Source organism: Thalassotalea ganghwensis (assembly GCF_053485795.1).
This window is the reverse complement of sequence record NZ_JBQRUM010000009.1, coordinates 85,299-111,669: the sequence shown is the minus strand read 5'-3', so window position 1 is coordinate 111,669 and position 26,371 is coordinate 85,299. Positions and strand designations below refer to the sequence as shown.

25 protein-coding genes and 2 tRNA genes are annotated in these 26,371 nt (G+C 39.4%); 20 read left to right on the top strand and 7 right to left on the bottom strand.

The genetic code is table 11. The annotated features are described in order from the left end of the window. The first annotated feature begins 11 nt into the window (after positions 1-11). The 11 genes from ACSLUH_RS11080 to ACSLUH_RS11030 all read left to right on the top strand — a co-directional run bounded on the left by ACSLUH_RS11080 (position 12) and on the right by ACSLUH_RS11030 (position 8,665). Entirely contained in the window at positions 12-608 is a 597-nt protein-coding gene (locus ACSLUH_RS11080) for a sigma-E factor negative regulatory protein (RefSeq protein WP_448566926.1), read from the top strand. After that, a complete protein-coding gene (locus ACSLUH_RS11075) occupies positions 605-1,558 on the top strand; it encodes a MucB/RseB family sigma factor regulatory protein (protein ID WP_448566924.1) in 954 nt (317 codons plus the stop codon). The genes ACSLUH_RS11080 and ACSLUH_RS11075 overlap by 4 nt, the downstream gene beginning before the upstream one ends. Positions 1,559-1,562: 4 nt before the next feature. Then, on the top strand, positions 1,563-2,039 hold the full coding sequence (locus ACSLUH_RS11070; RefSeq protein WP_448566922.1) for a SoxR reducing system RseC family protein: 477 nt from the start codon (positions 1,563-1,565) through the stop codon (positions 2,037-2,039). 91 nt (positions 2,040-2,130) lie between these two features. Further along, positions 2,131-3,921: a translation elongation factor 4 gene (lepA, locus tag ACSLUH_RS11065; RefSeq protein WP_448566920.1), complete on the top strand. Its 1,791-nt coding sequence runs from the start codon at positions 2,131-2,133 to the stop codon at positions 3,919-3,921. Positions 3,922-3,931: 10 nt separating this feature from the next. Beyond that, positions 3,932-4,852, top strand: coding sequence for a signal peptidase I (gene lepB / locus ACSLUH_RS11060; RefSeq protein WP_448566918.1), 921 nt, complete (start codon positions 3,932-3,934; stop codon positions 4,850-4,852). Beyond that, positions 4,852-5,547, top strand: coding sequence for a ribonuclease III (rnc, locus tag ACSLUH_RS11055; protein WP_448566916.1), 696 nt, complete (start codon positions 4,852-4,854; stop codon positions 5,545-5,547). The genes lepB and rnc overlap by 1 nt, the downstream gene beginning before the upstream one ends. After that, positions 5,547-6,455 carry a GTPase Era gene (gene era / locus ACSLUH_RS11050; RefSeq protein ID WP_448566914.1) on the top strand — a complete coding sequence of 303 codons (909 nt, stop codon included), beginning with the start codon at positions 5,547-5,549 and terminating at the stop codon, positions 6,453-6,455. Before rnc ends, era begins: the two co-directional genes overlap by 1 nt. Positions 6,456-6,530: 75 nt before the next feature. Beyond that, positions 6,531-7,214, top strand: a complete 684-nt coding sequence (gene recO / locus ACSLUH_RS11045; protein WP_448566912.1) for a DNA repair protein RecO — start codon at positions 6,531-6,533, stop codon at positions 7,212-7,214. A gap of 1 nt (position 7,215) precedes the next feature. Continuing rightward, positions 7,216-7,947, top strand: coding sequence for a pyridoxine 5'-phosphate synthase (gene pdxJ, locus ACSLUH_RS11040; RefSeq protein ID WP_448566910.1), 732 nt, complete (start codon positions 7,216-7,218; stop codon positions 7,945-7,947). 8 nt (positions 7,948-7,955) lie between these two features. Beyond that, positions 7,956-8,336, top strand: coding sequence for a holo-ACP synthase (gene acpS / locus ACSLUH_RS11035; RefSeq protein WP_448566908.1), 381 nt, complete (start codon positions 7,956-7,958; stop codon positions 8,334-8,336). 83 nt (positions 8,337-8,419) lie between these two features. After that, positions 8,420-8,665, top strand: a complete 246-nt coding sequence (locus tag ACSLUH_RS11030) for a hypothetical protein (protein WP_448566906.1) — start codon at positions 8,420-8,422, stop codon at positions 8,663-8,665. A 174-nt stretch (positions 8,666-8,839) separates the two neighbouring features. On the opposite strand, the gene barA is transcribed toward ACSLUH_RS11030, so the two are convergent. Further along, positions 8,840-11,665, bottom strand: coding sequence for a two-component sensor histidine kinase BarA (gene barA, locus ACSLUH_RS11025; RefSeq protein ID WP_448566905.1), 2,826 nt, complete (start codon positions 11,663-11,665; stop codon positions 8,840-8,842). Positions 11,666-11,805: 140 nt separating this feature from the next. On the opposite strand from barA, the gene relA reads away from it, so the two are divergent. The 6 genes from relA to ACSLUH_RS10995 all read left to right on the top strand — a co-directional run bounded on the left by relA (position 11,806) and on the right by ACSLUH_RS10995 (position 18,622). After that, entirely contained in the window at positions 11,806-13,998 is a 2,193-nt protein-coding gene (gene relA, locus ACSLUH_RS11020) for a GTP diphosphokinase (RefSeq protein WP_448566903.1), read from the top strand. Positions 13,999-14,329: 331 nt separating this feature from the next. Beyond that, positions 14,330-15,124 carry a nucleoside triphosphate pyrophosphohydrolase gene (mazG, locus tag ACSLUH_RS11015; RefSeq protein ID WP_448567028.1) on the top strand — a complete coding sequence of 265 codons (795 nt, stop codon included), beginning with the start codon at positions 14,330-14,332 and terminating at the stop codon, positions 15,122-15,124. A gap of 28 nt (positions 15,125-15,152) precedes the next feature. Next, complete coding sequence (locus tag ACSLUH_RS11010; RefSeq protein ID WP_448566901.1) at positions 15,153-15,956, top strand: enoyl-CoA hydratase-related protein; 804 nt, start codon at positions 15,153-15,155, stop codon at positions 15,954-15,956. Between the two features lie 36 nt (positions 15,957-15,992). Next, the gene (nhaD, locus tag ACSLUH_RS11005) at positions 15,993-17,372 is read left to right on the top strand and encodes a sodium:proton antiporter NhaD (protein WP_448566899.1); all 1,380 of its coding nucleotides are present in this window, start codon (positions 15,993-15,995) and stop codon (positions 17,370-17,372) included. A gap of 2 nt (positions 17,373-17,374) precedes the next feature. Beyond that, on the top strand, positions 17,375-17,662 hold the full coding sequence (locus ACSLUH_RS11000) for a hypothetical protein (RefSeq protein ID WP_448566897.1): 288 nt from the start codon (positions 17,375-17,377) through the stop codon (positions 17,660-17,662). A gap of 93 nt (positions 17,663-17,755) precedes the next feature. Continuing rightward, entirely contained in the window at positions 17,756-18,622 is an 867-nt protein-coding gene (locus ACSLUH_RS10995; protein ID WP_448566895.1) for an AraC family transcriptional regulator, read from the top strand. 107 nt (positions 18,623-18,729) lie between these two features. Here the strand turns inward: ACSLUH_RS10995 and ACSLUH_RS10990 are convergent, their stop codons facing one another. The 3 genes from ACSLUH_RS10990 to ACSLUH_RS10980 all read right to left on the bottom strand — a co-directional run bounded on the left by ACSLUH_RS10990 (position 18,730) and on the right by ACSLUH_RS10980 (position 21,835). After that, the gene (locus tag ACSLUH_RS10990; protein WP_448566893.1) at positions 18,730-19,464 is read right to left on the bottom strand and encodes a YebC/PmpR family DNA-binding transcriptional regulator; all 735 of its coding nucleotides are present in this window, start codon (positions 19,462-19,464) and stop codon (positions 18,730-18,732) included. A gap of 325 nt (positions 19,465-19,789) precedes the next feature. Further along, positions 19,790-20,305, bottom strand: a complete 516-nt coding sequence (locus ACSLUH_RS10985) for a tetratricopeptide repeat protein (RefSeq protein ID WP_448566892.1) — start codon at positions 20,303-20,305, stop codon at positions 19,790-19,792. Positions 20,306-20,956: 651 nt separating this feature from the next. Continuing rightward, positions 20,957-21,835 (bottom strand): LysR family transcriptional regulator, encoded by an 879-nt coding sequence (locus tag ACSLUH_RS10980; RefSeq protein ID WP_448567026.1) that lies wholly within the window; start codon positions 21,833-21,835, stop codon positions 20,957-20,959. Positions 21,836-22,240: 405 nt separating this feature from the next. Here ACSLUH_RS10980 and ACSLUH_RS10975 point away from each other — a divergent pair, with 405 nt between their 5' ends. From ACSLUH_RS10975 to ACSLUH_RS10965, 3 genes are all read left to right on the top strand, one after another. Next, positions 22,241-22,981 (top strand): hypothetical protein, encoded by a 741-nt coding sequence (locus ACSLUH_RS10975; protein ID WP_448566890.1) that lies wholly within the window; start codon positions 22,241-22,243, stop codon positions 22,979-22,981. 132 nt (positions 22,982-23,113) lie between these two features. After that, positions 23,114-24,355: a sodium:proton antiporter NhaD gene (nhaD, locus tag ACSLUH_RS10970; RefSeq protein ID WP_448566888.1), complete on the top strand. Its 1,242-nt coding sequence runs from the start codon at positions 23,114-23,116 to the stop codon at positions 24,353-24,355. A 27-nt stretch (positions 24,356-24,382) separates the two neighbouring features. After that, positions 24,383-24,784, top strand: coding sequence for a hypothetical protein (locus ACSLUH_RS10965; protein WP_448566886.1), 402 nt, complete (start codon positions 24,383-24,385; stop codon positions 24,782-24,784). Positions 24,785-24,791: 7 nt separating this feature from the next. Here the strand turns inward: ACSLUH_RS10965 and ACSLUH_RS10960 are convergent, their stop codons facing one another. The 3 genes from ACSLUH_RS10960 to ACSLUH_RS10950 all read right to left on the bottom strand — a co-directional run bounded on the left by ACSLUH_RS10960 (position 24,792) and on the right by ACSLUH_RS10950 (position 26,276). Continuing rightward, positions 24,792-25,151 carry a hypothetical protein gene (locus ACSLUH_RS10960; protein WP_448566884.1) on the bottom strand — a complete coding sequence of 120 codons (360 nt, stop codon included), beginning with the start codon at positions 25,149-25,151 and terminating at the stop codon, positions 24,792-24,794. An 866-nt stretch (positions 25,152-26,017) separates the two neighbouring features. Beyond that, positions 26,018-26,093: transfer RNA gene (locus ACSLUH_RS10955), tRNA-Thr, on the bottom strand. 107 nt (positions 26,094-26,200) lie between these two features. Next, positions 26,201-26,276: transfer RNA gene (locus ACSLUH_RS10950), tRNA-Phe, on the bottom strand. Positions 26,277-26,371: the final 95 nt, after the last annotated feature.

Genomic DNA, 26,371 nt, shown 5'->3' with positions numbered 1-26,371 from the left:
TAGGTGCAACTATGAATAACGCAAAGTTTGAGAACGTCTCTTCACTCATTGATGATGAACAATTAAGTGATGATTCAATCGAACATGCATTGAATGAGCAGGAACTTTCTGAGGCATGGTCAAGGTATCACTTTATTGGTGATGTGATGCGTGATGAGGTTAGTGATCAGATACCGGTCGATATGAGTGCTAGTATTGCAGCAGCTATTGCGGAAGAACCAACCGTCTTAGCACCTAAGCAAACGTCTGGCTTTAGAGACGCGGTTAAGGCGCAAGTGATCAAACTCGTCAAGCCTTTTGGGCAAGTGGCTATTGCTGCCTCTGCTGCTGGGTTAATGGTTGTGGGAGTTCAGCAGAATGTTGCCAATAATGATGTCGTCTCACCTAGCCAAGTTGTTAAAACGACACCTTTAGGTGGTTTCGCAGAGCCAGTTAGTTTAAACTTTCAAAACTCCGCTAATAAGCGCAGCGAGCAAGAGCAGTCTATTGCAGAACAGCAGCGTCGTTTTCAAGCGTTGTTGCATGACCATCAACAGCAATTGAAATTAAGCGCTGTTATAAGTGAAACAGAACAATCAGAGAATAAGGCAGAAGATACGCCTAAATGATAAAATTTATAAGCCTTTTGGTAGCGGTGACCTTGTCGTTTCCGCTATGGGCAGATGAACAAGCTAAAGCATCGTTAAAAAAACTTTCAGAATCGATAAAATCTCTCAATTTTAGTACATCCTTTGTTGTCGTGAAAAATAATCAGGCAGAACCCTATCACTGGTTTCACGGTGTCGATGAGTCCGGTAAACAACTCGAAATACTTTCGGCGTTGAATGGTCCAAGAAATGATGTCTTAAAAAGAGACAATATTGTGAGTTATATAGAGTCTGAACTACCTCCGTACTCAGTCTACGCAAATGAGCTTAAAGGGCCTATTCCTACAGCGTTCGCAAAAGATTTTGATGTGATTGAACAAAGCTATAGTTTTGTTTCTGTTGGCCGAAGCCGAGTGCTCGGACGTAGCGCGCAACTAGTGCGAATTGTTCCTAAAGATCCTCATCGTTATGGATATTGGCTTTGGTTAGATCAAGAGTCTGGCTTATTGCTGAAAATGGCTGTTGCAGGTCGAAATGGGCAATTACTCGAGCAAGTGCAATTTACCCACTTAGATTTAAATGACCAATTGCCAGATAGTTTGCTGCAGCTGAGGTCTGCTGACTTACCTCAGGTAATAGAGCTACCCGAAAATTATCAAGTCCCAGAGCTGTCCTGGCGTGTAAATTGGTTGCCGCAAGGCTTTGAAAAAATAAATGTTAATCGCCATCGAATAAGCATCACTAAGCAACCAGTAGAATTTGTGTTGTTTAGCGACGGTTTAACTGAAGTATCTGTTTATGTAGGTCACAGTAATGAAAGACAAAGAACGGTCGATTACGTTATGGATGGTGCAACCGTTGCGTTAAACCAAGTGAATAATAACATAGAGGTCAGTGTTGTTGGCAAAATCCCATCAACGACGGCAAAAGCTATCGCTGATTCGGTAATTCTGCTGACAAAAACTCGGTAAGCATATGGTTGAAGAAAGTGCGCGAGTTACTCAGGTGCTCGAACCACATAAAGTTATTGTTGAAAGTGAAGTTAAGTCAACGTGTTCAGGATGTCAGCAACTTGAAAACTGTGGCAGTGGTCAAGTTGCGAAAGCTTTTCCTCATAAAAAACTTTCATTAACACTGGAAACCGACTTAGCACTTTTAGCAGGTGATACGGTTGTTATTGGTATCCCGCAACAAGCGTTGCTGTTATCAGCATGGCAAGTATATGGATTTCCTTTGCTAGGTTTAATTGTAGGAGCACTCATTGCTCAACAATTACTCGAAATAGGGGTGTTGTTGCATGAGATTTTTGCTATTTTATTTGCTGTGTCGTGCGGATATGTGGGCATGAAGTTGGCGACAAAGAGACAAAAACTACTAGCGATTAACTCAACGCTAACCCCTAAAATTTTACGAAAAGAAACAACGAAAATTCCTGTAACAGAAATTCAGTAGTTTATATCAACAAAAGATAGCGGCAGAGCGCTAAATTCGATAAAATCTCGCAATTATTTACTTTATTACCCTTTGAATTGAATTTTCATCTATGAAACATATCCGAAATTTTTCTATTATCGCTCACATTGACCATGGTAAATCCACTTTATCAGATCGCTTGATCCAACATTGTGGAGGATTGCAAGATCGCGAAATGGAAGCTCAAGTACTCGATTCAATGGATTTAGAAAGAGAACGCGGTATTACCATCAAAGCGCAAAGTGTTACGCTTGATTATAAAGCCAAAGATGGAGAAACCTATCAGTTAAATTTTATCGATACGCCAGGACACGTCGATTTTTCCTATGAAGTTTCTCGTTCTCTAGCCTCTTGTGAAGGAGCGTTGTTAGTTGTAGATGCCGGACAAGGTGTTGAAGCTCAAACAGTGGCAAACTGCTACACCGCTATCGAAATGGATTTGGAAGTACTTCCCATTTTGAATAAAATCGATCTTCCTCAGGCTGATCCAGATAGAGTAGCAGAAGAGATAGAAGACATTATCGGTATCGATGCAACAGGTGCTGTTACATGTTCAGCAAAAACCGGTCTTGGTATCGAAGATGTACTAGAAACCATTGTGGCCAATATTCCTCCACCGAAAGGTGATCCTAATGCTAATCTTCAAGCGCTAATCATCGATTCTTGGTTTGATAATTACCAAGGGGTAGTTTCCCTCGTTCGTGTGATGAATGGTGAAATTCGTAAAGGCGACAAGATGGTGGTGATGTCTACAGGACAAACTCATATCGTTGATAAAGTCGGTATCTTTACCCCTAAACAGTATGAAACAGGCATATTAAAAACGGGTGAAGTTGGCTTTGTAATCGCTGGTATTAAAGAGATTCATGGTGCACCTGTTGGTGATACGTTAACCATCGCGAAGAAAGAGGCTGATAAGCCTTTACCGGGTTTTAAGAAGGTACAGCCTCAAGTCTATGCCGGTATTTTTCCAATTAGTTCAGATGAATACGAAAACTTCAGAGAAGCGCTCAATAAGCTAAGCCTTAATGATGCGTCATTATTTTTTGAACCCGAAAATTCATCGGCATTAGGTTTTGGTTTTAGGGTCGGCTTTTTGGGGATGTTACACATGGAGATTATTCAAGAGCGTTTAGCTCGGGAATATGACCTTGATTTAATAACAACTGCCCCAACTGTTAATTATGAGATTGCATGCACCAATGGTGATATTTTATCGATTGATAATCCGACGGATTTGCCACCACTTAATAATATTGATGAAATACGTGAACCGATAGTTCAAGCAAACATTCTTGTACCGCAAGAGCACCTTGGTAACGTCATTACTTTGTGTATTGAAAAACGCGGTGTACAAAAAGATATTATCTATCATGGTAATCAAGTTGCGGTAACATACGAGTTACCGATGGCTGAAGTCGTCATGGACTTTTTTGATAAGTTGAAATCGACAAGTCGTGGTTATGCATCGCTTGATTATCATTTTGTCCGTTTTGAAGCTGCGGATATGGTCAGAGTTGACGTGATGATCAATGGTGATCGCGTCGATGCGCTTGCGATGATCACCCATAGAAGTAATTCTGTTGCTCGCGGTCGTATGTTAGTAGAAAAGTTAAGAGAGCTTATTCACCGACAAATGTTTGATATTGCAATTCAAGCTGCGATTGGCAATAACATCATTGCACGTACAACGGTGAAACAGTTACGTAAGAATGTAACGGCTAAATGTTATGGTGGCGATGTTTCACGTAAGAAAAAGCTTCTTCAAAAGCAAAAAGAAGGTAAAAAACGCATGAAACAAGTGGGTAATGTAGAAGTACCTCAAGAAGCGTTTCTTGCTGTATTGAAACTCGAAAAGTAATAGGACGGTTATGGCAGTTTATTTTTCAATTTTTTTAGTAATAGTTACGGTAATTACTGGCATTGTCTGGCTCGCGGATAAGTTCTATCTAGCGCCGCAAAGACAATTGAAATTAGCTGCCGCTCAACAGCAATGTGAAAGTGACTTAACGCCTGAAGTGGTTGAAAAACTGCTTGAACCATCAGGTTTTGTTGATACCTCAGTGCAGGTATTTCCTGTTATTGCGTTTGTATTGATTCTAAGGTCTTTCTTATACGAACCGTTTCAAATTCCATCAGGTTCGATGATGCCAACCTTGCTTGATGGCGACTTTATCTTAGTCAATAAATTTAATTATGGCTTAAGAGATCCTGTTGCTCGCCATAAGTTTTATGAAAATGGTGCACCGGAGCGAGGCGATGTGGTCGTCTTTAAATACCCTGTTGATCCTAATACCGATTTCATTAAGCGAGTTATTGGATTGCCGGGCGATAGAGTCATATATCGAAATAAGTCTTTGTATATCAAGCCAGCATGTCAAGTCAGCGATGCCAAGTGTCCAGAGTTTGAACAAGTTGAAACTACCTTTGTTAACAGTGATGAATACAGCAGCGAGCAAGAGACATTGACTCGCTACACTGAAAAGTTACCAAATAAAACGCATGATATTTTGGTGAATAATCAGATTCTTCAACGTACTGAGCACTTTTTTCAACAAAATGGCAGTCAACGCGATGAATTTGTTGTACCTAAAGGACATTATTTTGTCATGGGTGACAATCGCGATAATAGTTTAGATGGTCGCTTTTGGGGCTTTGTTCCCGAACAAAACTTAGTTGGTGAAGCTGTTGCTATCTGGATGAGTTTTGATTTTGAACGAAGTGAAGACGATTTCTTACCTCGTTGGATACCAACCGGCATTCGTTTCGACCGAATAGGTAGTATTCAGTAATGCGCAAGAACACAGCTTTGGCGATTGCTCGCCTTAGCAAAAAAATTGATTACCAATTTAATGATGAATCGCTTCTTGTCAGAGCCTTAACTCATCGAAGTGCCAAAGGGAAGCATAACGAACGTTTAGAGTTTTTAGGGGATTCCATACTTGGTTTTGTCATTGCTCAAGCATTATATGAGCAATTTCCCAAAGTTAATGAGGGCGATTTGACCCGCATGCGATCTAGTTTAGTGAAAGGGGTGACCTTAGCTGAATTAGCGAGAAGTTTTGAATTAGGTGAGTATTTAATTCTTGGTCCAGGTGAGATGAAAAGTGGTGGGCATCGAAGAGAGTCTATACTCGAAGATGCTATTGAGGCGATCATTGGAGCGGTTTATTTGGATTCCGATATTGATACTTGTCGCACTTTAGTATTGAAATGGTTTGAACCACGATTGTCGGCTATAAAGCCGGGACAAGCACAAAAAGATCCTAAAACGCAATTACAGGAATATCTTCAAGGTAGGAAAATTGAACTGCCACAGTATGAGGTAATCAACACTACTGGGCAGTCGCATAATCAAGAATTCACTGTTCGTTGTACAACGGCAGTAATAGAACAAGAAGTCATTACTAAGGGCTCTAGTCGACGCAAAGCCGAGCAATCGGCTGCAAAGCAAGTATTATCGTTATTAAAGGCTGGAGAAAGTTAATGACAACTCAACAACGTTGTGGTCTTATCGCCATTGTAGGTCGTCCGAATGTTGGTAAATCTACATTACTTAATGCCTTGTTAGGACAAAAAATTAGTATTACCTCAAGAAAGCCACAGACAACTCGTCATCGTATTCTCGGCATTTTAACTGAGGGTGACCATCAAGCCGTTTTAGTTGATACTCCGGGCTTACATGCAGAAGAAAAACGTGCCATTAATCGTTTAATGAATAGGGCGGCTAGCAGTTCAATAGCAGAAGTAGAGTTAGTACTCTTTTTAGTTGAAGGGACGCATTGGACGTCTGACGATGAATTAGTCTTGAATAAGGTTAAAAAGAGTGGTGCACCGTGTATCTTGATTGTCAATAAGGTTGATAATGTCCAAGATAAAGAAGCCTTGCTACCTCATTTGCAAAAGCTCGGTGCGATGCACGAGTTTTCCGATATTGTCCCGATCTCTGCAAGTAAAGGAGATAACGTCGATAAAATAAGAGCCATGTGTTTGAACACATTGCCAGAGGGCGATTTTTGGTTTCCTGAGGATTATATAACGGATCGTTCTAGCCGTTTTATGGCATCGGAAATTCTTAGAGAAAAGCTAATGCGCTTTACCGGTGATGAACTGCCTTACTCTACTACCGTTGAAATTGAGCAATTTAAAGTTGATGATAAAGGTGTTTTACACATTAACGCTTTAATACTGATCGAGCGCAATTCACAAAAACGTATGGTTATCGGTAATAAAGGTGAAAAGTTAAAAACAATTGGTCAAGAAGCTCGTAAAGATATGCAAGAACTATTTGGTCAACGTGTTTTTCTTGAAACTTGGGTTAAGGTTAAGTCTGGTTGGGCAGATGATGAACGCGCTCTACGCAGTCTTGGCTATGGTGATGACTACTCTGGTTAAAGTGTGGTTGACAAGAGTTAGGCATTCATAGTTTGTCATTTCAACAGGTCATTGGGGCAACATTGGTAAATAGTGATGAATGAGTCATTACAAGCTGCTTACTTATTGCATCATCGTCCCTACAAGGAAAATCAATTACTCGTTGAGTTTATTACTGAACATAGCGGAAAGGTAGCGGCTGTTACTTTTATTAGCCACTCAGCTAAGTCAGATAGAAAGAGCTTACTGCAACCATTTAGACCTTTAATAGTCTCTTTTTCAGGTCATCACAGTTTACGAAAATTAACTCTAGTTGAATCAGATGGTCGCTCGTTACCGCTTAAAAAAGATAGCTTGTATAGTGCATTCTATTTAAATGAGTTGTTAGTTAAGCTTTTACCTGAATTAGCACCTTGCCCTGAGCTATTCGCATTGTATCATCACAGTATTCATTCGTTGGTTCAAGGCGTTGATTTAGAAAAGATCTTGCGACAGTTTGAACGAATGTTGCTTGATGAATTGGGTGAATCCATTGATTTCTCATCTTTGCTTGCCTCCCAAGGGCAAGAAGTTCAGTATATTCCCAATCTAGGGTTTGTCGAGGCCAATAAACAGTATCATTACCCGATATATCAGGTAATAGATATTCAGGCAATTGCAGATGGCAACATCGTGACTCAACAAACTCGTCGTGCTTACAAATTACTGATGCGGCAGGTTATAGAACATATACTTGGAGATAAAACACTCCATAGTCGCAAGCTATTTAAAAGAGGTTAGAATGAAAGATATATTATTAGGTGTAAATGTTGATCATATTGCGACACTGCGTCAGGCTCGAGGTACGAGCTTTCCTGACCCCGCACATGCTGCAAGTGTTGCCGAACATGCTGGCGCTGATGGGATTACCATACATTTACGTGAAGATCGTCGCCATATCCAAGATCGAGATGTTTATGTTATGAAGCAAACGTTACAGACTCGGATGAATCTTGAAATGGCAGTCACAGAAGAAATGCTGACAATCGCATGCGAGGTTAAGCCCGAGTTTTGTTGTTTAGTGCCTGAAAAACGAGAAGAGTTAACCACCGAAGGTGGGCTTGATGTTGCGGGGCAGCAAGATAAGATCAATGACGCAGTAGCAAGACTGGCCGCATCGGGCATAAAAACAAGTCTATTTATTGATGCTGATTTAGCTCAAATCGACGCGGCAGTAATGAGTGGCGCACCCTTTATCGAAATTCATACGGGTGGTTATGCTGATGCAGCAGATGAAGAGAGCCAGCAGGAAGAGTTGCAGCGACTCATTAAAGGAATAGAGTATGCTCATGCTAAAGGATTGAAAGTGAACGCCGGCCACGGTCTAAATTACTTTAATGTGAAGCCGATTGCTGCGATTCCTGAGATCATAGAATTGAATATTGGGCACGCGATTATCGCCCGAGCGGCTATCGATGGTTTGGACAAGGCTGTTCGTGATATGAAGCGCTTGATGATAGAGGCGAGAAGTTAAGGAAGGTTATGTCTGTCATTGGTATTGGAAATGATATTGTTGAAATCTCGCGCATCGCTCAGATGGACAATGCAGTTAAGGTTAAACTTGCCAAACGAATATTGACCGAAAACGAATTTCAACATTATTGTTCACTTAAGGTTTCGGATGCTTTTTTAGCGAAACGATGGGCTGGAAAAGAGGCCGCAGCTAAAGCCCTCGGCACAGGTATCGCTGCGGGTGTCTCTTTTCAACACTTTGAGATTATCAACTTGGCATCCGGTCAACCGAGTTTGCAGTTGTCAGAACGCGCTTTGGAAGTTGCCAAAAGCAAGGGTGCTAGAGATTGGCATATATCACTTTCAGATGAAAAGCACTACGCAACAGCGTTCGTTGTCCTCTCAAGTTAATTGTACAAAAAATTAGTATTTTTTTTTATATCACCTATACTCAGAACTATACTCGCTGTTAATTTGGTCTTAGGTCGTGTTATATGCAGTCACTTAAACAACCTATTGTAGAAAGAAGAAAAGAGCCTCCAGAGAAATCTGTGTGGTGGAACAAGTTATCTTTGGCGCAAAAATTCTCAGCAAGTAGCTTAGGACGTTTTGGCTATGAACTTCAATTTGTTCGCAATGAAAACGGACACAGTATTGCTGTATTGATTTGTAATGGAGGTGTTGCTGTTATCAGTGAAGACGGTGAAATAGATACTTCGCCAAACATTCATATCCGTTGATAGCTCATTTCTTGTTTTACAGTTATTAGTGGCTGTCTTCAGCTTCCATGAAGCTGTGTCTTTACATTGTTGTTCACAAAAGCGCTAACGCAACGGCCTTAAAAATTCTTAGCTTCGACATTTTACCTATATCATCTTAAAGCGTTAATAATAGCTTAACCCTTGTTATACCTTTTAAGTTACTTCTGTGGTTTGCTTAAGTTCATCAAAGAATTGTGGCGCAAAATGGATGACATTATCAATATGTTCAAAAAGCTCTGAAAATTCAGGTTCAAGATCATCGATAAGTTCACCTTGTTTTAACGCTGTTTCAAGGTGATGAACTATTTGAGCAAGGCTTGGCACGCCAGAATAACAGCAGGCTCCATTGAGCTTATGAATAGTGACTTTCAGCTGTTCAATATCTTGAGCAATTAACGTCGACTCTAACAATTGTTTTGTTTCAGGTAAACTGTCGACTAAACCGTGTAGCATATCGTGGGCAAGTTTTGACTTTTTACCCGCTCGTTTGAGTGCTAATTGCCAATCTATAACTTTAGCTAATGGTACCGGTGAGCTTTCAATATTGGGGAGTACTTCTTCTTTGTCTGCAGGCGCTTGATTGTCTGCTATCGTAAGCAGCCTTTGCCCTAATAATTGAGGATCACAGTATTCATAAATAATGTGTTTGAGCATTGCCTCATCAATTGGTTTGGTCATATACGAGTCAAACCCTTCATTGATGAGTTTATCCTTTTCACTGCTTAGCGCATGTGCGGTAACAGCGATAATTGGCGTTTGTTCGTTGAAGGTATGCGCTTTAATATTTTTAAGCGCGGTAATGCCATCCATTACCGGCATTTGAATGTCCATAAAGATCAAGGCAAATTTTTCATTCTCACAAAGTTTTACGGCTTCTTTACCATTGGTTGCTAACATTACTTCTTGAACTTGCTCATTTAATAAGGCATTAATGAGTTTTAAATTGGCATCATTATCGTCGACCGCTAGCACTTTAATCGGAAGTTTGTTTTCGGTGGCTTGCATTTCATAAGCAGGCAAGTTCATCTTACTTGGCGCTAATACTTTTTGCAGTTTATCTGCTGTTATTGGTTTGCTTATACAGCTTTTTGCACCGGCGACAATGAGCGCTTCTTGCAAGTTAGGTGAGTTACTATTAATGGCAAGGTGAATAATAGGGACATGTTGCTTAATTTTATGGATAAGCTCTTTTAAATTGTTCAGTGCCGTTGGGGTTGCGTCGTGGCCAATTAAGGCAAGGTCAAATTGTTGCCGAGCAAGAACTTCGGTTACCTCAACCATGTTTGAGACTTTTGTTACCTGCATTTGCCACTTTTCTAAAATTTCTGTTGTTGCGACGCTGCTATAGTGATGCGACTCAAAATACAGTATTCGTTGTTTTACCAGTAAAGCAGGAGATAAAGAAATACTTTCTGGAATTGGATTAACTTCGCACTGGAAAGTAAACCAAAACGTTGAGCCTTTTTTCTCCTCACTGAAGAAGCCTATCTCACCGTTCATTTCGGCAACAAGTCGCTGCGAAATAACTAAGCCGAGTCCTGTACCGCCGTAGAGCCTGGTCACACTTTGATCTGCTTGTCCAAATGCTTCAAAAATTGACTCTTGTTGCTGAGCGCTCATACCAATACCGCTGTCGGTCACCGTCACTTTTAAGACAGCACTTTGTTGACTGATTAGTTCACTGTCTATTTCAATATTAACATAGCCATCATCGGTAAATTTAATGGCGTTACTGGCAAGGTTAATGAGAATTTGCTTTATTCTCATCGCATCGCCGATATATGAATCCGGAAGGTTGTGATTAACTCGTAAAGAAAGCTCGATATTTTTCTTATGAGCGCTTGGAGCAAGCAAGGTTAAGGACTCTTCTACAGATTCACGCAGCGAGAAAGGTACTTTTTCGATAACCATTTTACCGGCATCAAGTTTCGAGAAATCAAGAATATCGTTAATGATTGCTAGCAAATTTGCCGCTGAACGTTCTATGGTCTGTAAATAATCACGCTGAGTATCGGTTAATGGAGTCTTTAATACCTGACGAGTAAAGCCAATAACACCATTCAATGGTGTGCGTAGCTCATGACTCATATTTGCCAAAAATTCTGACTTCACCTTATTAGCTTCTTGCGCTTTACGTTTAGCAATATCAAGCTCTACGTTTTGGATCTCAAATTGTTCAAGGCTTTCTCTCAAGTCGATGGTTGCTTGGTCAATGCTTTTCTGCATCTCATCATGATAATCTCCAAGCGATTGAGCCATGGCATTAACACCATTCTTTAAAAAATTCAATTCGCCAATAAGTTGCCCACTAACACGACTCTCTAGCTTTCCTTCTCTTATTCTATCAACGGCCTGCACCATAGATTTGATTGGGCGAGTAACATTTTTTATTAAGCGAATAGAGAAAATGGCATTAATCAGTACACCTAAAATCACCAAGGTAAAGGCAACGAGTACTTGGCTTTGTTGGTCATACTTTATCTCATTTTTGTCTATTTGCATGGCAATATAGCCAACGATTCCTTGAGATAAATTATTTCCAGTGCTACTGCTATCAAGGTTAATTTCATTGATAATCGGTGTACGAAAAATCAAATAGTCATTGTTATCCGTCACAGTCGTTGTTTCTGGAATGCTTTCATTAGGGCTGAGGCGCATTAAACCAATATCGCCGTGATAGGCGCTGGTAACAAAAATTTGATTATCTTTTGTAAAAACTGTGATGCTTTTAATGATTGATGACTGGCTGCGATGTGCAAATCCTACGAGATTACGGAGTTTGTCACGTTTATTTTCTGTCAGTGCTTCGACACTAGCAATTGCTAAAGGCTCAATAACACTGCGAGAGCGCTCTGTTAAATAATGATCGAGTTCAGCATACCGATTGTATGAGAAATAGCCAGCAAGCGTTATTCCAATTAACGTTGTTGGTACTAGGGTTAATAAAATTACCCAATCTTTCAGACTAATTTTATGCATTATTCACTGAACTTTAGTGTTTAATCTTTTATAGTAGAGTAAGGCGTATCATGGCATAACTTAGCACAAATGGATAGCATCGCTGTTGTCATCCTAATGCACTGGCCAGATATCACATTTAAACAACAAAAGAGGGATTCATGGTTTCGGTTAGAAAGTCTCATCAAATGTCTGAAACAAGCTTTGAACATTGGTTAGATTCGCTTGAATTAGTTGCTCCTAAACGCGAGGCGTTAGAGCAGCTTTGGGGGCGGGTAAAGGATATGTTTGCTGGTAATGAAGAATGTGAGACTAAATCATTTGAAATGGTCGAAATTTTGGTGTCATTGAATTTAGACAGTGACTCGCTCATCGCAGCTTTTATGTTCCCGTTATTGGAGTATAAGATGATAAACCAAGCGTTCTTAGATGAAAATTTTTCTAAGAATGTTTGTGACCTATGCCATGGCGTTGTTCAAATGGACGCCATTCGTTCATTACACCGAAGCCATAAAGGTAAAGCCGCTGAAAATCAGATAGAAAAAGTGAGAAAAATGCTTTTGGCCATGGTTGATGATGTTCGTGCCGTGGTGATAAAACTTGCAGAAAGACTTTGTTATTTAAGGTTAGTTAAGAATTATGACGAAGAAACACGAGTTATCGCAGCTAAAGAAACTGAAACTATTTATGCTCCGCTGGCAAACCGTTTGGGTATAGGCCAATTGAAGTGGGAGTTAGAAGATATTGCTTTTCGTTATCTTCATCCTGATGTTTATAAAAAAATCGCCAAGTTACTTGCTGAGAAACGTTTGGACAGAGAGCAGTACATGATTGACTTTGTTGCTTCGCTCAATGAAAAACTAAAAACAGAAGAAATAAAAGGAAAAGTTTACGGTCGCCCGAAACACATCTTTAGCATCTGGAAAAAAATGCAAAAGAAATCGTTGGATTTTGAGCAATTATTTGATGTCAGGGCCGTTCGTGTCATTGTCGAAAGGATACAAGATTGTTATGGCGCATTGGGGGTAGTTCATACTAACTGGAAACATTTGCCGAGTGAATTTGATGACTATGTCGCGACACCTAAAGCCAATGGTTATCAGTCAATTCATACCGTGGTATTGGGACCCGAAGGAAAGTCGGTAGAAGTACAAATTCGTACGCAGCAGATGGATGATGATGCCGAACTTGGTGTCGCTGCTCATTGGCGTTATAAAGAAGGAACTGCGAGCGGCAAAACAACCGGTTTTGACGATAAAATTAGTTGGTTAAGAAAAATACTACAATGGCAAGAAGACGTTAGTGAAAATGATGATTTCATTGATGAACTGCGCAGCCAAGTTTTTGAAGATAGAATTTACGTATTTACACCTCAAGGTGATGTAATAGATTTACCTGCAGGTTCAACACCTTTAGATTTTGCTTATTACATTCATTCTAATGTTGGCCACCGTTGCATTGGTGCAAAGGTATTTGGCCGCATTGTACCATTTACCCATCGCCTTAAAACTGGTGATCAGGTTGAGATCCTAACCAGTAATACTCCTAACCCCAGCAGAGACTGGCTAAATCCTAATCTGCACTATATTCACACACCAAGAGCCAGAGCTAAAGTACAGCACTTTTTCAGGCTCCAAGATCGAGATAAACACATCGCTCTAGGCAAAGAGCAATTAGAGCAAGAGTTGGAAAAATTGCAGTTAACTGCAGTTGATTTGTCGGCAGCGGTTAATAAATTTAATATGAACACACTGGAAGATTTATTTGCTGCACTAGGAAGCGGAAACGCCAGACTGCAGCAAGTGGTTAATTTTCTTCATCAACAAGCAGAAAAACTACAACCGAAAGCTGAAGTTGACTTACAGAGTCTGGTCAGTAAACCATCAGTACAGAAATCAAAAGTTGATAACAATGGTATTACGGTTTCAGGCGTTGGTAATTTGTTAACTCACATGGCTAAGTGTTGTATGCCAGTTCATGGTGACGAAATTACTGGCTTTATTACCCAGGGGCGCGGAATTTCAATTCATCGACAAGATTGCGAACAACTTGCTCATTTATTATCTACTCAACCTGAGAGGCAGGTCGACGTTCAATGGGGTGAGCAAAGTAAAGGCGCTTACAAAGTGACTATTATGATCACCGCTTATGATAGACAAGGATTGATTCGAGATATTTCGACGATTATCGCTAATGAGCGCCTAATGATTATCGGTTTAGAAAGTCATTTTGATCAAGCAAAAGAAACGACGACAATGTCGATTCAATTAGAGATTGAGAGCAATGATAGTTTAACGCGGTTGTTAAACAAGTTTTTGCAATTAGATGATGTTATCGAAGCGATTAGAAAATAATTAGAGCGTCTTGAATTTTCATGTTTTATTTTTGTTCGAGTTAAATGTGTTTTGACCACGGCGCAAGGAATGTAGCATAGTTATTCTATGTAAAATCCTTGCAGAGCTTCTGCGTCCTGCTCACGCTAAGTACTTAGGTCTTATAGGCAACAAAGGGCAAAGCACATTTAAACGAATCCGTAGGACAGCGTTTATACGCCATTTATACTGTGTTATCGTCAATTCGAATAGAATAACTATGAAACATTGACTCTGTCTTGTATAAATGACGTCTAAATCACTGCAAAAACAAACAGTAAAGATCAACACGCTCTAATAAGAAATTATAATGATGAAAAATGATAAACCTTCCATAGAAAAACTCCGTTGGATCATGTCGCAACTTAGAGATCCTGAAGCAGGATGTCCTTGGGATATTAAACAAACCTTCGCATCAATTGTGCCTCATACGATCGAAGAAGCCTATGAAGTTGCAGATGCGATTGAATCACAAGACTTTACCGAGCTAGAAAAGGAACTTGGTGATTTGTTATTTCAGGTGATCTTTTATAGTCAATTGGGGCAGGAGCAAAGTAAATTTAACTTTGATAGTGTGGTTGCAGCCATTTGTGAAAAGCTGATCCGTAGGCACCCTCATGTCTTTGGTGATAAGAGTTTAACCACCGATGCGCAAATTAAAGCCAACTGGGAAAATGAAAAAGCTAAGGAGCGCCAACAAAAACAAAATGATAGCGAGCTAAGCATATTAGCAGATATCCCTAAAGCCTTGCCGGCATTATCTCAAGCGGCAAAGATTCAAAAACGCTGCGCGCATGTCGGCTTTGATTGGGATAATATCGATGATGTCTTCGCTAAAGTTGAAGAAGAAGTACAAGAAGTTAAGCAGGAGCTACATCAATCTAAAGAAAACCTTGCCGAGGAGTTAGGTGATTTAATGTTTGCTGTCGTCAATTTATGTCGTCACGCAAAGCAAGATCCTGAAAGCTTGCTGCGTCAAGCCAACCAGAAGTTTACCCTCCGTTTTCATCAAGTTGAGGCGCAAGTAAAACAATCAGGGCAATCCTTTGAACAACATTCATTATCGGAGCTAGAGGCATACTGGCAAAAAGCAAAGCAGCATAACTAACCGTCGCAACTTATCAAAAGGAAACAATATGTTAGCCACACCACAATTAACTGATAGCAGTCTAACCCTAGATAGTGGCATAGCGTTACTGCAATTTGAGCGTCATGATGTTCGTAATGCTTTAACCGGAACTGCATTGGTTGATGATATCGTATTAACCTGTGAATGGGTTAATAAAAACCATGACATCGCTGTACTAGTGATCACTGGTCAGGGTAGCGCATTTTCCTCTGGCGGTAATGTTCGGGATATGGCCAGTAAATCTGGTGATTTTGAAGGTGATGTCCAAACACTTGAACAACGTTACCGTCAAGGTATCCAACGGATGCCGCTGGCAATAAGTCAGCTAGAAGTCCCTGTGATTGCTGCCATTAATGGGCCCGCGATTGGAGCAGGTTTTGATTTAGCCAATATGTGTGATATGCGTATTGCTTCATCTCGTGCTAAGTTTGGTGAAACATTTATCAATTTAGGGTTAATACCTGGTGATGGCGGTGCTTGGTTTATGCAGCGACTTATTGGTTATCAAAAAGCCGCCGAATTGACATTTACCGGCAAAATCATCGATGCTCAAACGGCTCAAACCTATGGTATTGTGATGGATGTGGTTGAACCTGATGCACTAATGTCAACAACAATGGCATTAGCGAAAGAAATAGCAAGTAAACCTAAACAAGCGACACGTTTAACCAAGCGTTTAATGAAACTTGCACAGAAAAGCGAGTTGCCAGAGTTTTTAGAGGTTTGCGCGGTCTATCAGGGCATGTGTCACCAAAACCCTGAACATTTAGCAGCGGTTAACGCTATGCTAGCTCAAATGAACAAGTCTTAAGCTAACTAAGGTGATAGACATTAACTAGGAAGATTTGTGCGAGCAATCAACTTCATTTTTAGCTTTGTAACACTTTTGTTAGCCAGTTACTCTCCCAGTGCCTTGGCAGAGAGCCTAGCAACGCTGGAAAAAAGTGATTCTGGACTTGGTTATTTAGCTCTTGGTATCTTCACCCTTGCCTATTTTTTAGTCGTACTTGAAGAGTTCATCAAGCTTAGAAAGTCAAAACCAGTGATATTAGCATCCGGTATTATTTGGATTATCGTTGCGGTTCTTGCGTTTGATAGCAAAGATGGTGATGCGATTATGCACGCGGCCCTTAATCATAACTTACTCGAATATGCATCACTTTTATTGTTTTTAATGACGGCAATGGTCTATGTAAATGCATTAACTGAACGTAATGTATTTGAAGCGTTGCGAGCATGGTTGATTAAACAAGGTTTTACTTATCGGCAGCTTTATTGGATCACCGGTTTTATCGCATTTTTTATGTCGCCGATTGCGGATAATTTAACAACGGCCTTGTTAATGGGAGCCGTTGTTTTAGCTGTAGGAGCTGAACAGCCAAAATTTGTTACCTTATCGTTTATCAACATTGTTGTTGCTGCCAATGCTGGTGGTGCGTTCAGTCCGTTTGGTGACATTACTACGCTAATGGTTTGGCAATCAGGTAATGTTCATTTTTTTGGTTTTTTTAACTTATTTATTCCTGCATTGGTTAACTTTATTGTGCCAGCGATAATCATGGGGGTTGCCATTCCTGCTCTACAACCTAAAGCTTTAGATGCAAAAGTAAAAATAAAACCTGGTGGTTATTTTGTCTGTATGTTGTTTATTTTAACGATTATCACGGCTATTAGCTTTGAACAGCTGCTTCACTTGCCACCTTATTTAGGGATGATGACAGGGCTCTCTTACCTGTTTTTCTACTCTTACTACTTAACGGTTTCACGGCGGAAGTTGGGAAGCAGTATTTCAGAATTTAATATTTTTAACCGTGTTGCCCGTGCCGAATGGGATACTTTGCTATTTTTCTTTGGTGTGATTTTCTGTGTCGGTGGTTTAGGGGCGATAGGGTTTCTAACGTCAATTTCTAGCTTTTTATACCAAGATCTGGGGGCTACTACCGCCAATATCATCGCAGGGTTATTGTCAGCGGTGATTGATAATATTCCAGTGATGTTTGCGGTATTGTCGATGGAACCAGATATGGATACCAGCCAATGGCTATTGGTGACTATGACCGCTGGCGTTGGTGGAAGTTTATTGTCAGTAGGCTCAGCTGCTGGCGTTGCATTGATGGGGCAGTCTAAAGGGATGTATAGCTTTTTTAGTCATTTAAAATGGAGTTGGGCGATAGCGCTTGGCTACGCGGCTAGTATTGCAGTGCATCTTATTATTAATGGAGGCTAAGCATGATAAGCTGGTTCACTAAACAAACGTTGATAAGGCGTGCAACGGTCGCAGGAGTCATTGGGGTTTGTATTGCCATTATAGCGTTTACTTACAATTACCATTATCACCATTCAAACTTTATTGGTTATCAAGTCATCGTCGCACCAGCGATACTTATGTTGAGCTTTTTCACAGAAGAAATCAATTTTGTCCCTAAAATGGTATTATTTCTAACGGGTCAGTTTTTAGGATATTTTATTGTCGCTTATACAATTATGAAGATAGGTTTGCGGTTAAACAAATCTTAGGAATTTCTATGCATTTCTTAAAATAAGCAAGATTGGTCAAGATCTATTGCGGAGTTCAGGTATTGTTTAGTTACCAAGCACAAGGGATCAGCGATGAGTTGTTATCAACGACGTTTTAATCAGGTGTTGAGCTTTATTGAACAGAATTTATCTGAGCCAATAAATGTTGAACAGCTTTGTAAAATTAGTCATTTATCAAAATTTCATTTCCATCGGCTTTGCAGCAACTACTTTGGTATGACTGTAATGACCTTAGTGAATTTGCTGCGCTTAAAGCGAGCGGCTTACCAGCTAGCCTATCGAATTGAAAAACCGGTGATTGAGATCGCCCTTGAAAATGGGTATCAAAGCCACGAAGGATTTACCAGAAACTTTAAAAAGCATTTTCTCCAAAGTCCTTCACAATTTAGACGGTGCCCAAACTGGATTGCTTGGCAACAACACTATCAACCAATGATTACGTTAAGGAGCCAAATGATGGAACCAGATGACCAATTTAATGTCGAGATTGTTAATTTTGAGCAAACGCCGATTGCGATAATGTCGCATAAAGGACCACAACATCAATTAAGTCAAACGATAAGTAAGTTTATAGCTTGGCGCAAAAAGAATAAGCTCTCGCCGAATGTCAGTCGAACATTTAATATTATCTATGATGACCCAAATGTCACACCACCAGAGGACTATCGATTCGATTTAGCCTGCACTTATCGTGGCTCACCGGATGTAAGAGATGAAAATATTCAGTTTAGTGAGTTACCTGAGAGTCAATGTGCACATATTCGACATACTGGAAGCGACGATACGCTAGGTAACGCTATCAATTATTTGTATTCGCATTGGATAGTAAAGCAACAATATCAATTAGCGGACCTACCGCTATTTATTGAGCGAGTAAGTTTCTTTCCCGAAGTAGCTGAGCAAGATATGATAACCGACATATACCTTCCTATTTGTTAGCCTCAGCATAAATTTTAAATAAAGATCATAAAAGGCTCAATTAAAAAGGGTAACGCTTTTACGTTACCCTTTAATGAATTTGAACTGAAGGCTTACTGATATAAAGGTTAAGAGTCTGACTCAGCAATTTCAGCATTGTGATAGACATTTTGTACATCATCACAATCTTCTAGCATCGCCATGAATTTCTCAAAGTTGGCGATGTCATCTGGATCGGTGATCTCAGTATACGTTTGAGGAACCCAAGTAATTTCTTCAACTTCCAAGTCATACTCAGGCATAGTGTCAGCAAACGTTGTTTTTATTTTGTAAAACTCAGTATGCGGCGCATGAACAGTAATAATACCATCTTCGAGTTCAACGTCTGTGACATCAATGTCTGCCATCATTAGATTTTCCAAAACGGCTTCATCATCATCACCTTTAAACGCAAATACCGCTTGATGATCAAACATATGAGATACGGTACCAGACGAGCCAATTTTTGAATTAGTTTTAGTGAAGCATAAGCGGACATCTTTAATGGTTCGATTACCATTGTCAGTTAAACAATCGATAATGACCATGCAGTTTCCAGGGCCAAATCCTTCATAGCGGGCTTCGGCATAATCTTCACCTGCGCCACCTTTCGCTTTATCAATTGCTTTTTCGATAACATGCGCAGGCACTTGGTCTTTTTTCGCTTTATCAATTAAGCGACGCAATGATAAGTTGCCATCAGGATCAATGCCGCCATTTTTGGCAACAACGTAAATTTCTTTACCGTATTTAGAATAAAGTTTGGTTTTTTGGCCGGCGGTTTTCGCCATGGAAAGTTTTCGGTTCTGGTACGCTCTACCCATCTTGCATCATTCTCTGTGACTAAAATTCTAATCAGGTGATTTTAAAGTGTCTTAGGAGGTTTTTCTAGTCGCGGATTGATTTTGTTTGTTTTAATTAGCAACTAAACTGCCATTGGATAGTAAACATTAGCTATTATTGATTAAAAAAATAGCCAGACCTTTTTGTTTAAGTCTGGCGTTAATATGTTAATTTACTCATTTAGTCACCGTCTGTCGCGTTGTGGTTGTCTCGACTTCCCATATGGTTACGCTCAGGTGGCGCAGATGGTGAGCAAATACCCAGATATCTTTTATCGGCTTAAAAGAAAAGTTCATTTTCATTCTCCTATTTGGTTGCCGTCATTGCTAAAGTTGACATCGATGAAGCACTAGCGAGTGACTTTTTAAGATGATGAAGGTTGTTAACAATCACTTGATCATTGGTTAGCAAAAGTGCTGAGGTTAAGTCATCAAGAGCAGCATACTTATCATCTAAGTAATAGTTAACGATGGCTCGGTTACTAAATGCTAACGCTTTTAGTCTTTTACTTTGATGGCTGCTAATCGCTTCTTTGTCTATTGCGCTAATCGCTTCACTGCAGTCTGTTTTTGCTTGCACATAATTTTCAGTTTGCAGGTTAGCAACGCAAAGCCCCATTTTTTTATCGAAGACGCTGGTCCTTTGAGTAAGCTCTAAAGCCTCAATGCCTTTTAAGTATTGACCGGTTTTTATTGCGCTTGAACCATCAGCACCCTTGATAATAGCGACGGTAAATTTAGGTGATAACTCATAAGCTAGCGCAGAACCGATATATACAGAACTTAATGCTAGCAAGGTTAACAGTGGTTTTATTGTTTTCATAACAAATCCTTAAGTAGTTTCTAGGTTTATACGCGAACCGTATTGCTTGCGTATAATCAAAGGATATGTGCAGACCATACTGGTGACAAACGATATAAATTACATTGCATAAGTGAAGTTTTTTCAGTTATCACCTTGTGGTTTCTTTTTAGTTCAATGGTAAAGTTTGACCTGCACTTTACCTTACATAACCTCAGCTCTGCATAAGGAATGCATTTCTAACGGCGATTTTTACTCACTTCTGGGTTATATTGTCGTGAAATAGCTGGCTATTCCTGCAACAACACGCCTTGAATTAAGTAAAAAAGTAGCGCGCTAGGGTCTGTTGACCTTTGTTTGTTTTTTCTACAATAGGTTATTTTTAATAGTAGCAAAGCAGCGTGAGTGAAGTTTGGTTATTCCAAATGAACGAATGCTAATGCCGTTAGTATTAAAAATAGCCATTGCCCGAAGGGCTGAGGCTAAAATGACACTACTCTGCGTTAAAACCTCTTCTTTTAGCTCACTAAACTTCTTCGCTTTTGCCTTGATTACCGTCATTTTATCGCTCAGCATAAATTTTAAACAAAGGTCAACAGACCCTAGAACGTGACAGTGAGCTTAAGAAACTGGTTTTATTGTATTGGTGCTATTTCTTATACAAACCTGAGGTTACATACTTTGACCGAATGTTTCGACGACCCAGTTGGCAAATAATCCAAGTTCACAACGTTGTTCCAAATTCTCGTGTTGTACTAAGTAATACCTATCATTAGTAACGAGTTCATAGTCAAATAATTTCACCAATAAGCCTTCACTGAACCATGCTTTACTCATTGGTTGCGGAACTAACGCTATTCCCATGCCTTGCTGAGCAGCACGTGCCACGCCAAACATACTGTCGAATTGAATGATTTGTTTAGGATCAAAGTCAAGCAGATCGACTTTATCGGCCCATTGGTGCCAAGACCATGGCCGTGATTGATGCAATATCAGCGGGACTTGGTTAAGTGCATCAAAACCGCGGTTATACCATTTTTTATAAAGTTTTTTATTGCAAGCCGCCACATAACGGATGGGAAAAAGTTCGTTGACGATACTGGCATTAGGTTTGCCATTTGCTAACACAATTGATAAGTCTGATGAAGAGGTCGCTTGCGCTCCTGTTTTTATCGTTTCTAATTGTAGATTGATATTAGGGTGTTGTTCTGCCCAATAGCTTAACTTTGGAACAAACAGTTCACTAGCAAAAAACTCGGGCAAGCTGATGATGATGGTTTTATTTTGCTGAATATTGGTAAATTCAGAGATAGTTGACTCGAGCTCATTAATAATGGGATGTACAGCATTGTAAAACTGCTTGCCGGCACTGGTTAATGCGATTGCGCGAGTTTGTCGCTCAAATAAGGTGATCCCCATTTGCTCTTCTAGTTGTTTGATTTGGTGACTAACCGCTGAAGGGGTTAAAAATAACTGCGAGGCAGCATGTTTGAAACTAAGACATTTTGCTGCAATGCAAAACGAACGCAATCCTCTTATGGGAGTTTGTATGGCCATATAGGGTATCGTACTACTTATCTGTTCAATTAAAACATAAGCAAAGCAAGAGCCAAACCAATAGTTAACTATTTGATATTTTTTGTTTTTATTTTATTTGTGATAGCTTTGTATGCATGTTTGTAGCGCGTTTGCACTTTTTCGGTGCAATATAAAATGAATAAAAATAAGGCGCTTAATCACTTAAGCGCCTTTACATTAAATTAAATGCAAGCCTAGAAATCAGGGGAGATTTCGAAAACAAGTAAAGCATAGCGAGGTGACAAAACTGTGACAAACGAGATTTAATCACCTAATAGTTTAATTTTATTCACTTGTTTGAATAAATGTTCTTAAAACACTCACTGAACAGTATTTGTCTATAATAGAGTACAGGTCTTTTATTAATCTGCACTTATTATGCGCGCACTGCTGTTATTATATTTGACATTATTGTCATGCTCTTTAGTTGCTAAAGAGTTTATTGTTGGGGTTCAGGACGTATCATTTTATCCTTTGTATGACTTTCCGAACCCAAGCTATGCTAAAGAGCTTTTAGATACCTTTGCTGCCAGTAAAGGTTATAAATTTACTTATTTACCATTACCGATCAAGCGAATTGATTATTGGTACAGCGAAAATGCAATCGACTTTAAGTACCCAGATAATAAACGTTGGTCAGGAGGACAAAAATTTTATCCGAAACTAAAATACAGTTTATCAACGCTAGAATTATTAGCTGCTACTGTGGTGCCTAAAAATAACCTCGGTAAAAGTCGGAAGAGCATTAAGCGGTTAGGTACTATTTTGGGCTTTCATCCTACTATGTGGCTTGATTTAATTAAAAAAGGTAATACCGTTGTAGTGGAAAGTCCTTCGGCACTGAATATAGTCAAGCAGTTGGTTCATGGTCATGTTGATGCGACGAACTTAGAGCCGAGTGTCGTTAACCATTTTTTATCATTAATTGGTGAAGAAGGGGCGTTAGTTGTTGATTTAAGTTTACCGCATGAAGTCTATTCATATCACCTTTCGACGATAAATCATCCTGAAATACTCGAGGAATTCAATCTGTTTTTAACTCAAAATCAAGCACTTCTATTGCAGTTACAGAAAAAGTATAAAATTACCAACTTAGAAAAATATCAACTGAACTTGTAACTCTTCTACTTCGAGTGCAGCCGAACTTCAATTTACCACTACTTAATTGAAATATTACATCTACTTTACGTTAATTTTCGGCTATAATTCGCGCCGCAAATTTATCCCCTCATTTTAAGAGTTGAAAACCTAATGGTCGATTATCTATTAATTGCATTTGCTGTTTTAGCATTGTTATCTATTGTTTTTGAAGAGGTTACTCACATTAATAAGGCAAAAACGACCTTATTCTTCGGTTGTATTTCTTGGGTAACGCTGTTTATCAGTCATCAAGTTGGCGGGGCGGAGCAATTAAATCACCATTTAGAAGAGAACTTATTAGAAATTGCTGTTTTATGGCTGTTTTTAATGTCAACGATGACATTTGTTGCCTATTTGAATGCTAAAGGGATTATTCAAATGGCGGTTCAAAGGCTATTTCCACAGAAATCGTCAGTTGCTGTCATCATGTTCTTGCTCGCCTTGTTTTCACTCGTCTTGTCAGCTATTTGCGATAATGTTACCGCGACGTTAGTGTCGCTGACACTACTACAAACCTTTGATGTCAGCAGGCGTGTAAAGCTTCGAATGGCCATTATTGTTGTGTTTGCGGTTAACTCTGGTGGTGTTGCGCTGATTACTGGAGACGTAACAACACTAATGATTTATTTGGATGGTCATCTACAAATATCACAGTTATTTATTCTGCTTATGCCTGCTGCGGTTAGTGTGCTTTTCTTAGCCATCATTCTGTCTTGGGGAATGAAAGGCGAAGTCAATACAGTGCCAGCATCTAGAGATTATGAATCAGTTGATGTCCTTATAGCGATTATCTTCTTCAGTACCATTTTATTCACCATGTTGTTAAATGTTGCGTATCAAATACCGCCGGTGTTAACGTTTTTAACCGGGCTGTCAGTCATGTTCCTTGTTGGTCGTCTATATCATAATGACAAGCAAGAAAGTCAGATATTAGAATATATCAGGCAAATTGAATACGATACCTTGTTGTTTTTCCTCGGTATCTTGTTGTTAGTCGGGATGTTGAAAGAAATCGGTGTTTTACAATTAGTTACTCAGATTTATAATCAGTTTGATCCCATATATTCTAGTTATAGTGCAGGAATTGCATCGGCAATACTCGATAATGTACCGTTAACCGCGGCTTTATTAAAAGCAGAGCCGGTTTTAACTATCCCGCAGTGGTTAGGCTTAACATACGCTGTTGGTGTTGGCGGGTCGTTGCTGGTAATTGGTTCAGCGGCAGGGATTATTGCGATGAGTAAAATAAAAGAAATGACGTTTATGACTTACGCTCGTTATATTCCAGCTTTATTTTTAGCGTATACCGTTGGTTATGTATCAACTGTTGTGTTGGCAGATTACTTGTATTAAGTTGTTCATCGATAATAAGGAGGTTTTGTGGATTTAGCTGGGTTATTGGTTGCTAGTTTGAGTGCGCTTGGATCATTAGTTCAGGCTTTCTATACCGCAAAGTCAGATCAAGGCAACGTCTCAAAAACAACAATAAGTAAAGCGAAAAAACGCGCTAAAAAGCCACTTAAAACTGGAACAAAAACGGTATCGGCGGTTATCGATGATAAGTTGTTGCTCGCTTTATCCAAACAACTTGAGCAACATCAAAGCGAATTGATAACCGCTTTTGAAGCGAGAGATATTAATGCTGAGCAAACATTGATTAATGTTGAACAAGCGCGACAAAATATTTGTCATGTTCTACAACAAATCAAACGCTTCAATCAAGGTGATTTACCGACCAAGCGCTTAGAAAAGCTCTGGCATTCAAATGGTTGTGATTGCTAATTGGAGATTAAGCACTTAAGCAACTAATGTATCGTTCAGAAAGTAAGGTAACACTGGTTTTATCTGAGTATAGCTTTTCCGCATCACCAAATATTTTATCAGCGCAAGCACTTTCAAAACTTTCTAACTTTAACAAACATGAAGAAGGAGATTCACCTGCTGCTTGTTGAAAGCTTTCATCTTTACAAAGCTTTTTAGCGAAATCTGTGGAGCCTATTCTTATCTCATCTATGGTCACTGGTGAATACTTTAGTTTAGTAAAAACGTCACCGTATGTTTTTACATTAACTTGAGCCCCAGAAAAAGCCTCATTTTCATAAAAAAACACACCGATTATGATAAGTCCAAGTATAGTTATGTACTTCACGATAATTCCTTACAACAACTGTAAACAGCAATCACTTCATTCACACTGTTAGAGTTTAAGTGATAATTACGTATCGCCAATTAAGGCAAATAGAGTTGAACCAAAAAATAGTTTTGTCCAAGATTCTAGAGAATATTATGTTAGTTGTGCCTGTGTAAAGTTTTTATTAATAAAATGTATACAAAAAAACAAAACAAAAGTTACTGGTATTGTCACACCTGAAGTATCTTAACGAACCAATTTTATAGTCCATCCTAAAGCCGTAATTAAACGACAACAGTCAATGCTTACTATAACCAAACACTATTTTAGACACTTAGCATGTTTGGTTTAATTATTACCATTTAGAGGTTTCTTGGTGCGAGATTAAGCTGTTCTAATTAGCGGTTCTTAAAGAAATTCGAATGTTTTGATGGAAAGAAAAAGTAGCAGGACCCTTGAGGTTCTATATAAGTGGAGCAATTTACTATAATCGCTCTGTCAATTTAGTTTAGACACTGACTCATTATCAGTAGGCCATTTTCAGGAAATGATCAATTGATAATTATTTAGACGAAAAAAAAACCTCGCATATGCGAGGTTTTCTTATAAATGGTGCCGACTGCCGGAATTGAACTGCCAAGATGGCTTAGCGACTGATTACAAATCAGTTGGCCAGTTCCTTAATAAATTTACTTGGCATTATCTCTAGACGAAAAAAACTCGCATTTGCGAGGTTTTCTTATAAATGGTGCCGACTGCCGGAATCGAACTGCCAAGATGGCTTAGCGACTGATTACAAATCAGTTGGCCGTTCCTTAATAAATTTACTTGGCATTATCTCTAGACGAAAAAAAACCTCGATGTTATCGAGGTTCTTTTATAAATGGTGCCGACTGCCGGAATCGAACTGGCGACCTACTGATTACAAGTCAGTTGCTCTACCAACTGAGCTAAGTCGGCACACGAAACTGTGTGCGATAGATTAAACTACAGGAATAACTATCTTGGCACCAAATTAATGAAGCTTTGAGTAAAACATTCATCAATTTAAATTCTTAGTATAAGAATGGTGCCTCGAGGCGGAATCGAACCACCGACACGAGGATTTTCAATCCTCTGCTCTACCGACTGAGCTATCGAGGCGCATCTTATAGTTTGTCTTTTTGGCTTTGCCTTGAAGACGGGCGCTATTAAACTGTTTTTCCTTTTCGACGTCAACTCTTTTTTAATAAAAAATT

Coding starts and splice junctions, on each gene's coding strand:
- ACSLUH_RS11080 (WP_448566926.1), top strand. CDS start 12: ATGAATAACGCAAAGTTTGAGAACGTCTCTTCACTCATTGATGATGAA.
- ACSLUH_RS11075 (WP_448566924.1), top strand. CDS start 605: ATGATAAAATTTATAAGCCTTTTGGTAGCGGTGACCTTGTCGTTTCCG.
- ACSLUH_RS11070 (WP_448566922.1), top strand. CDS start 1,563: ATGGTTGAAGAAAGTGCGCGAGTTACTCAGGTGCTCGAACCACATAAA.
- lepA (WP_448566920.1), top strand. CDS start 2,131: ATGAAACATATCCGAAATTTTTCTATTATCGCTCACATTGACCATGGT.
- lepB (WP_448566918.1), top strand. CDS start 3,932: ATGGCAGTTTATTTTTCAATTTTTTTAGTAATAGTTACGGTAATTACT.
- rnc (WP_448566916.1), top strand. CDS start 4,852: ATGCGCAAGAACACAGCTTTGGCGATTGCTCGCCTTAGCAAAAAAATT.
- era (WP_448566914.1), top strand. CDS start 5,547: ATGACAACTCAACAACGTTGTGGTCTTATCGCCATTGTAGGTCGTCCG.
- recO (WP_448566912.1), top strand. CDS start 6,531: ATGAATGAGTCATTACAAGCTGCTTACTTATTGCATCATCGTCCCTAC.
- pdxJ (WP_448566910.1), top strand. CDS start 7,216: ATGAAAGATATATTATTAGGTGTAAATGTTGATCATATTGCGACACTG.
- acpS (WP_448566908.1), top strand. CDS start 7,956: ATGTCTGTCATTGGTATTGGAAATGATATTGTTGAAATCTCGCGCATC.
- ACSLUH_RS11030 (WP_448566906.1), top strand. CDS start 8,420: ATGCAGTCACTTAAACAACCTATTGTAGAAAGAAGAAAAGAGCCTCCA.
- barA (WP_448566905.1), bottom strand. CDS start 11,665: ATGCATAAAATTAGTCTGAAAGATTGGGTAATTTTATTAACCCTAGTA.
- relA (WP_448566903.1), top strand. CDS start 11,806: ATGGTTTCGGTTAGAAAGTCTCATCAAATGTCTGAAACAAGCTTTGAA.
- mazG (WP_448567028.1), top strand. CDS start 14,330: ATGAAAAATGATAAACCTTCCATAGAAAAACTCCGTTGGATCATGTCG.
- ACSLUH_RS11010 (WP_448566901.1), top strand. CDS start 15,153: ATGTTAGCCACACCACAATTAACTGATAGCAGTCTAACCCTAGATAGT.
- ACSLUH_RS11000 (WP_448566897.1), top strand. CDS start 17,375: ATGATAAGCTGGTTCACTAAACAAACGTTGATAAGGCGTGCAACGGTC.
- ACSLUH_RS10995 (WP_448566895.1), top strand. CDS start 17,756: ATGAGTTGTTATCAACGACGTTTTAATCAGGTGTTGAGCTTTATTGAA.
- ACSLUH_RS10990 (WP_448566893.1), bottom strand. CDS start 19,464: ATGGGTAGAGCGTACCAGAACCGAAAACTTTCCATGGCGAAAACCGCC.
- ACSLUH_RS10985 (WP_448566892.1), bottom strand. CDS start 20,305: ATGAAAACAATAAAACCACTGTTAACCTTGCTAGCATTAAGTTCTGTA.
- ACSLUH_RS10975 (WP_448566890.1), top strand. CDS start 22,241: ATGCGCGCACTGCTGTTATTATATTTGACATTATTGTCATGCTCTTTA.
- nhaD (WP_448566888.1), top strand. CDS start 23,114: ATGGTCGATTATCTATTAATTGCATTTGCTGTTTTAGCATTGTTATCT.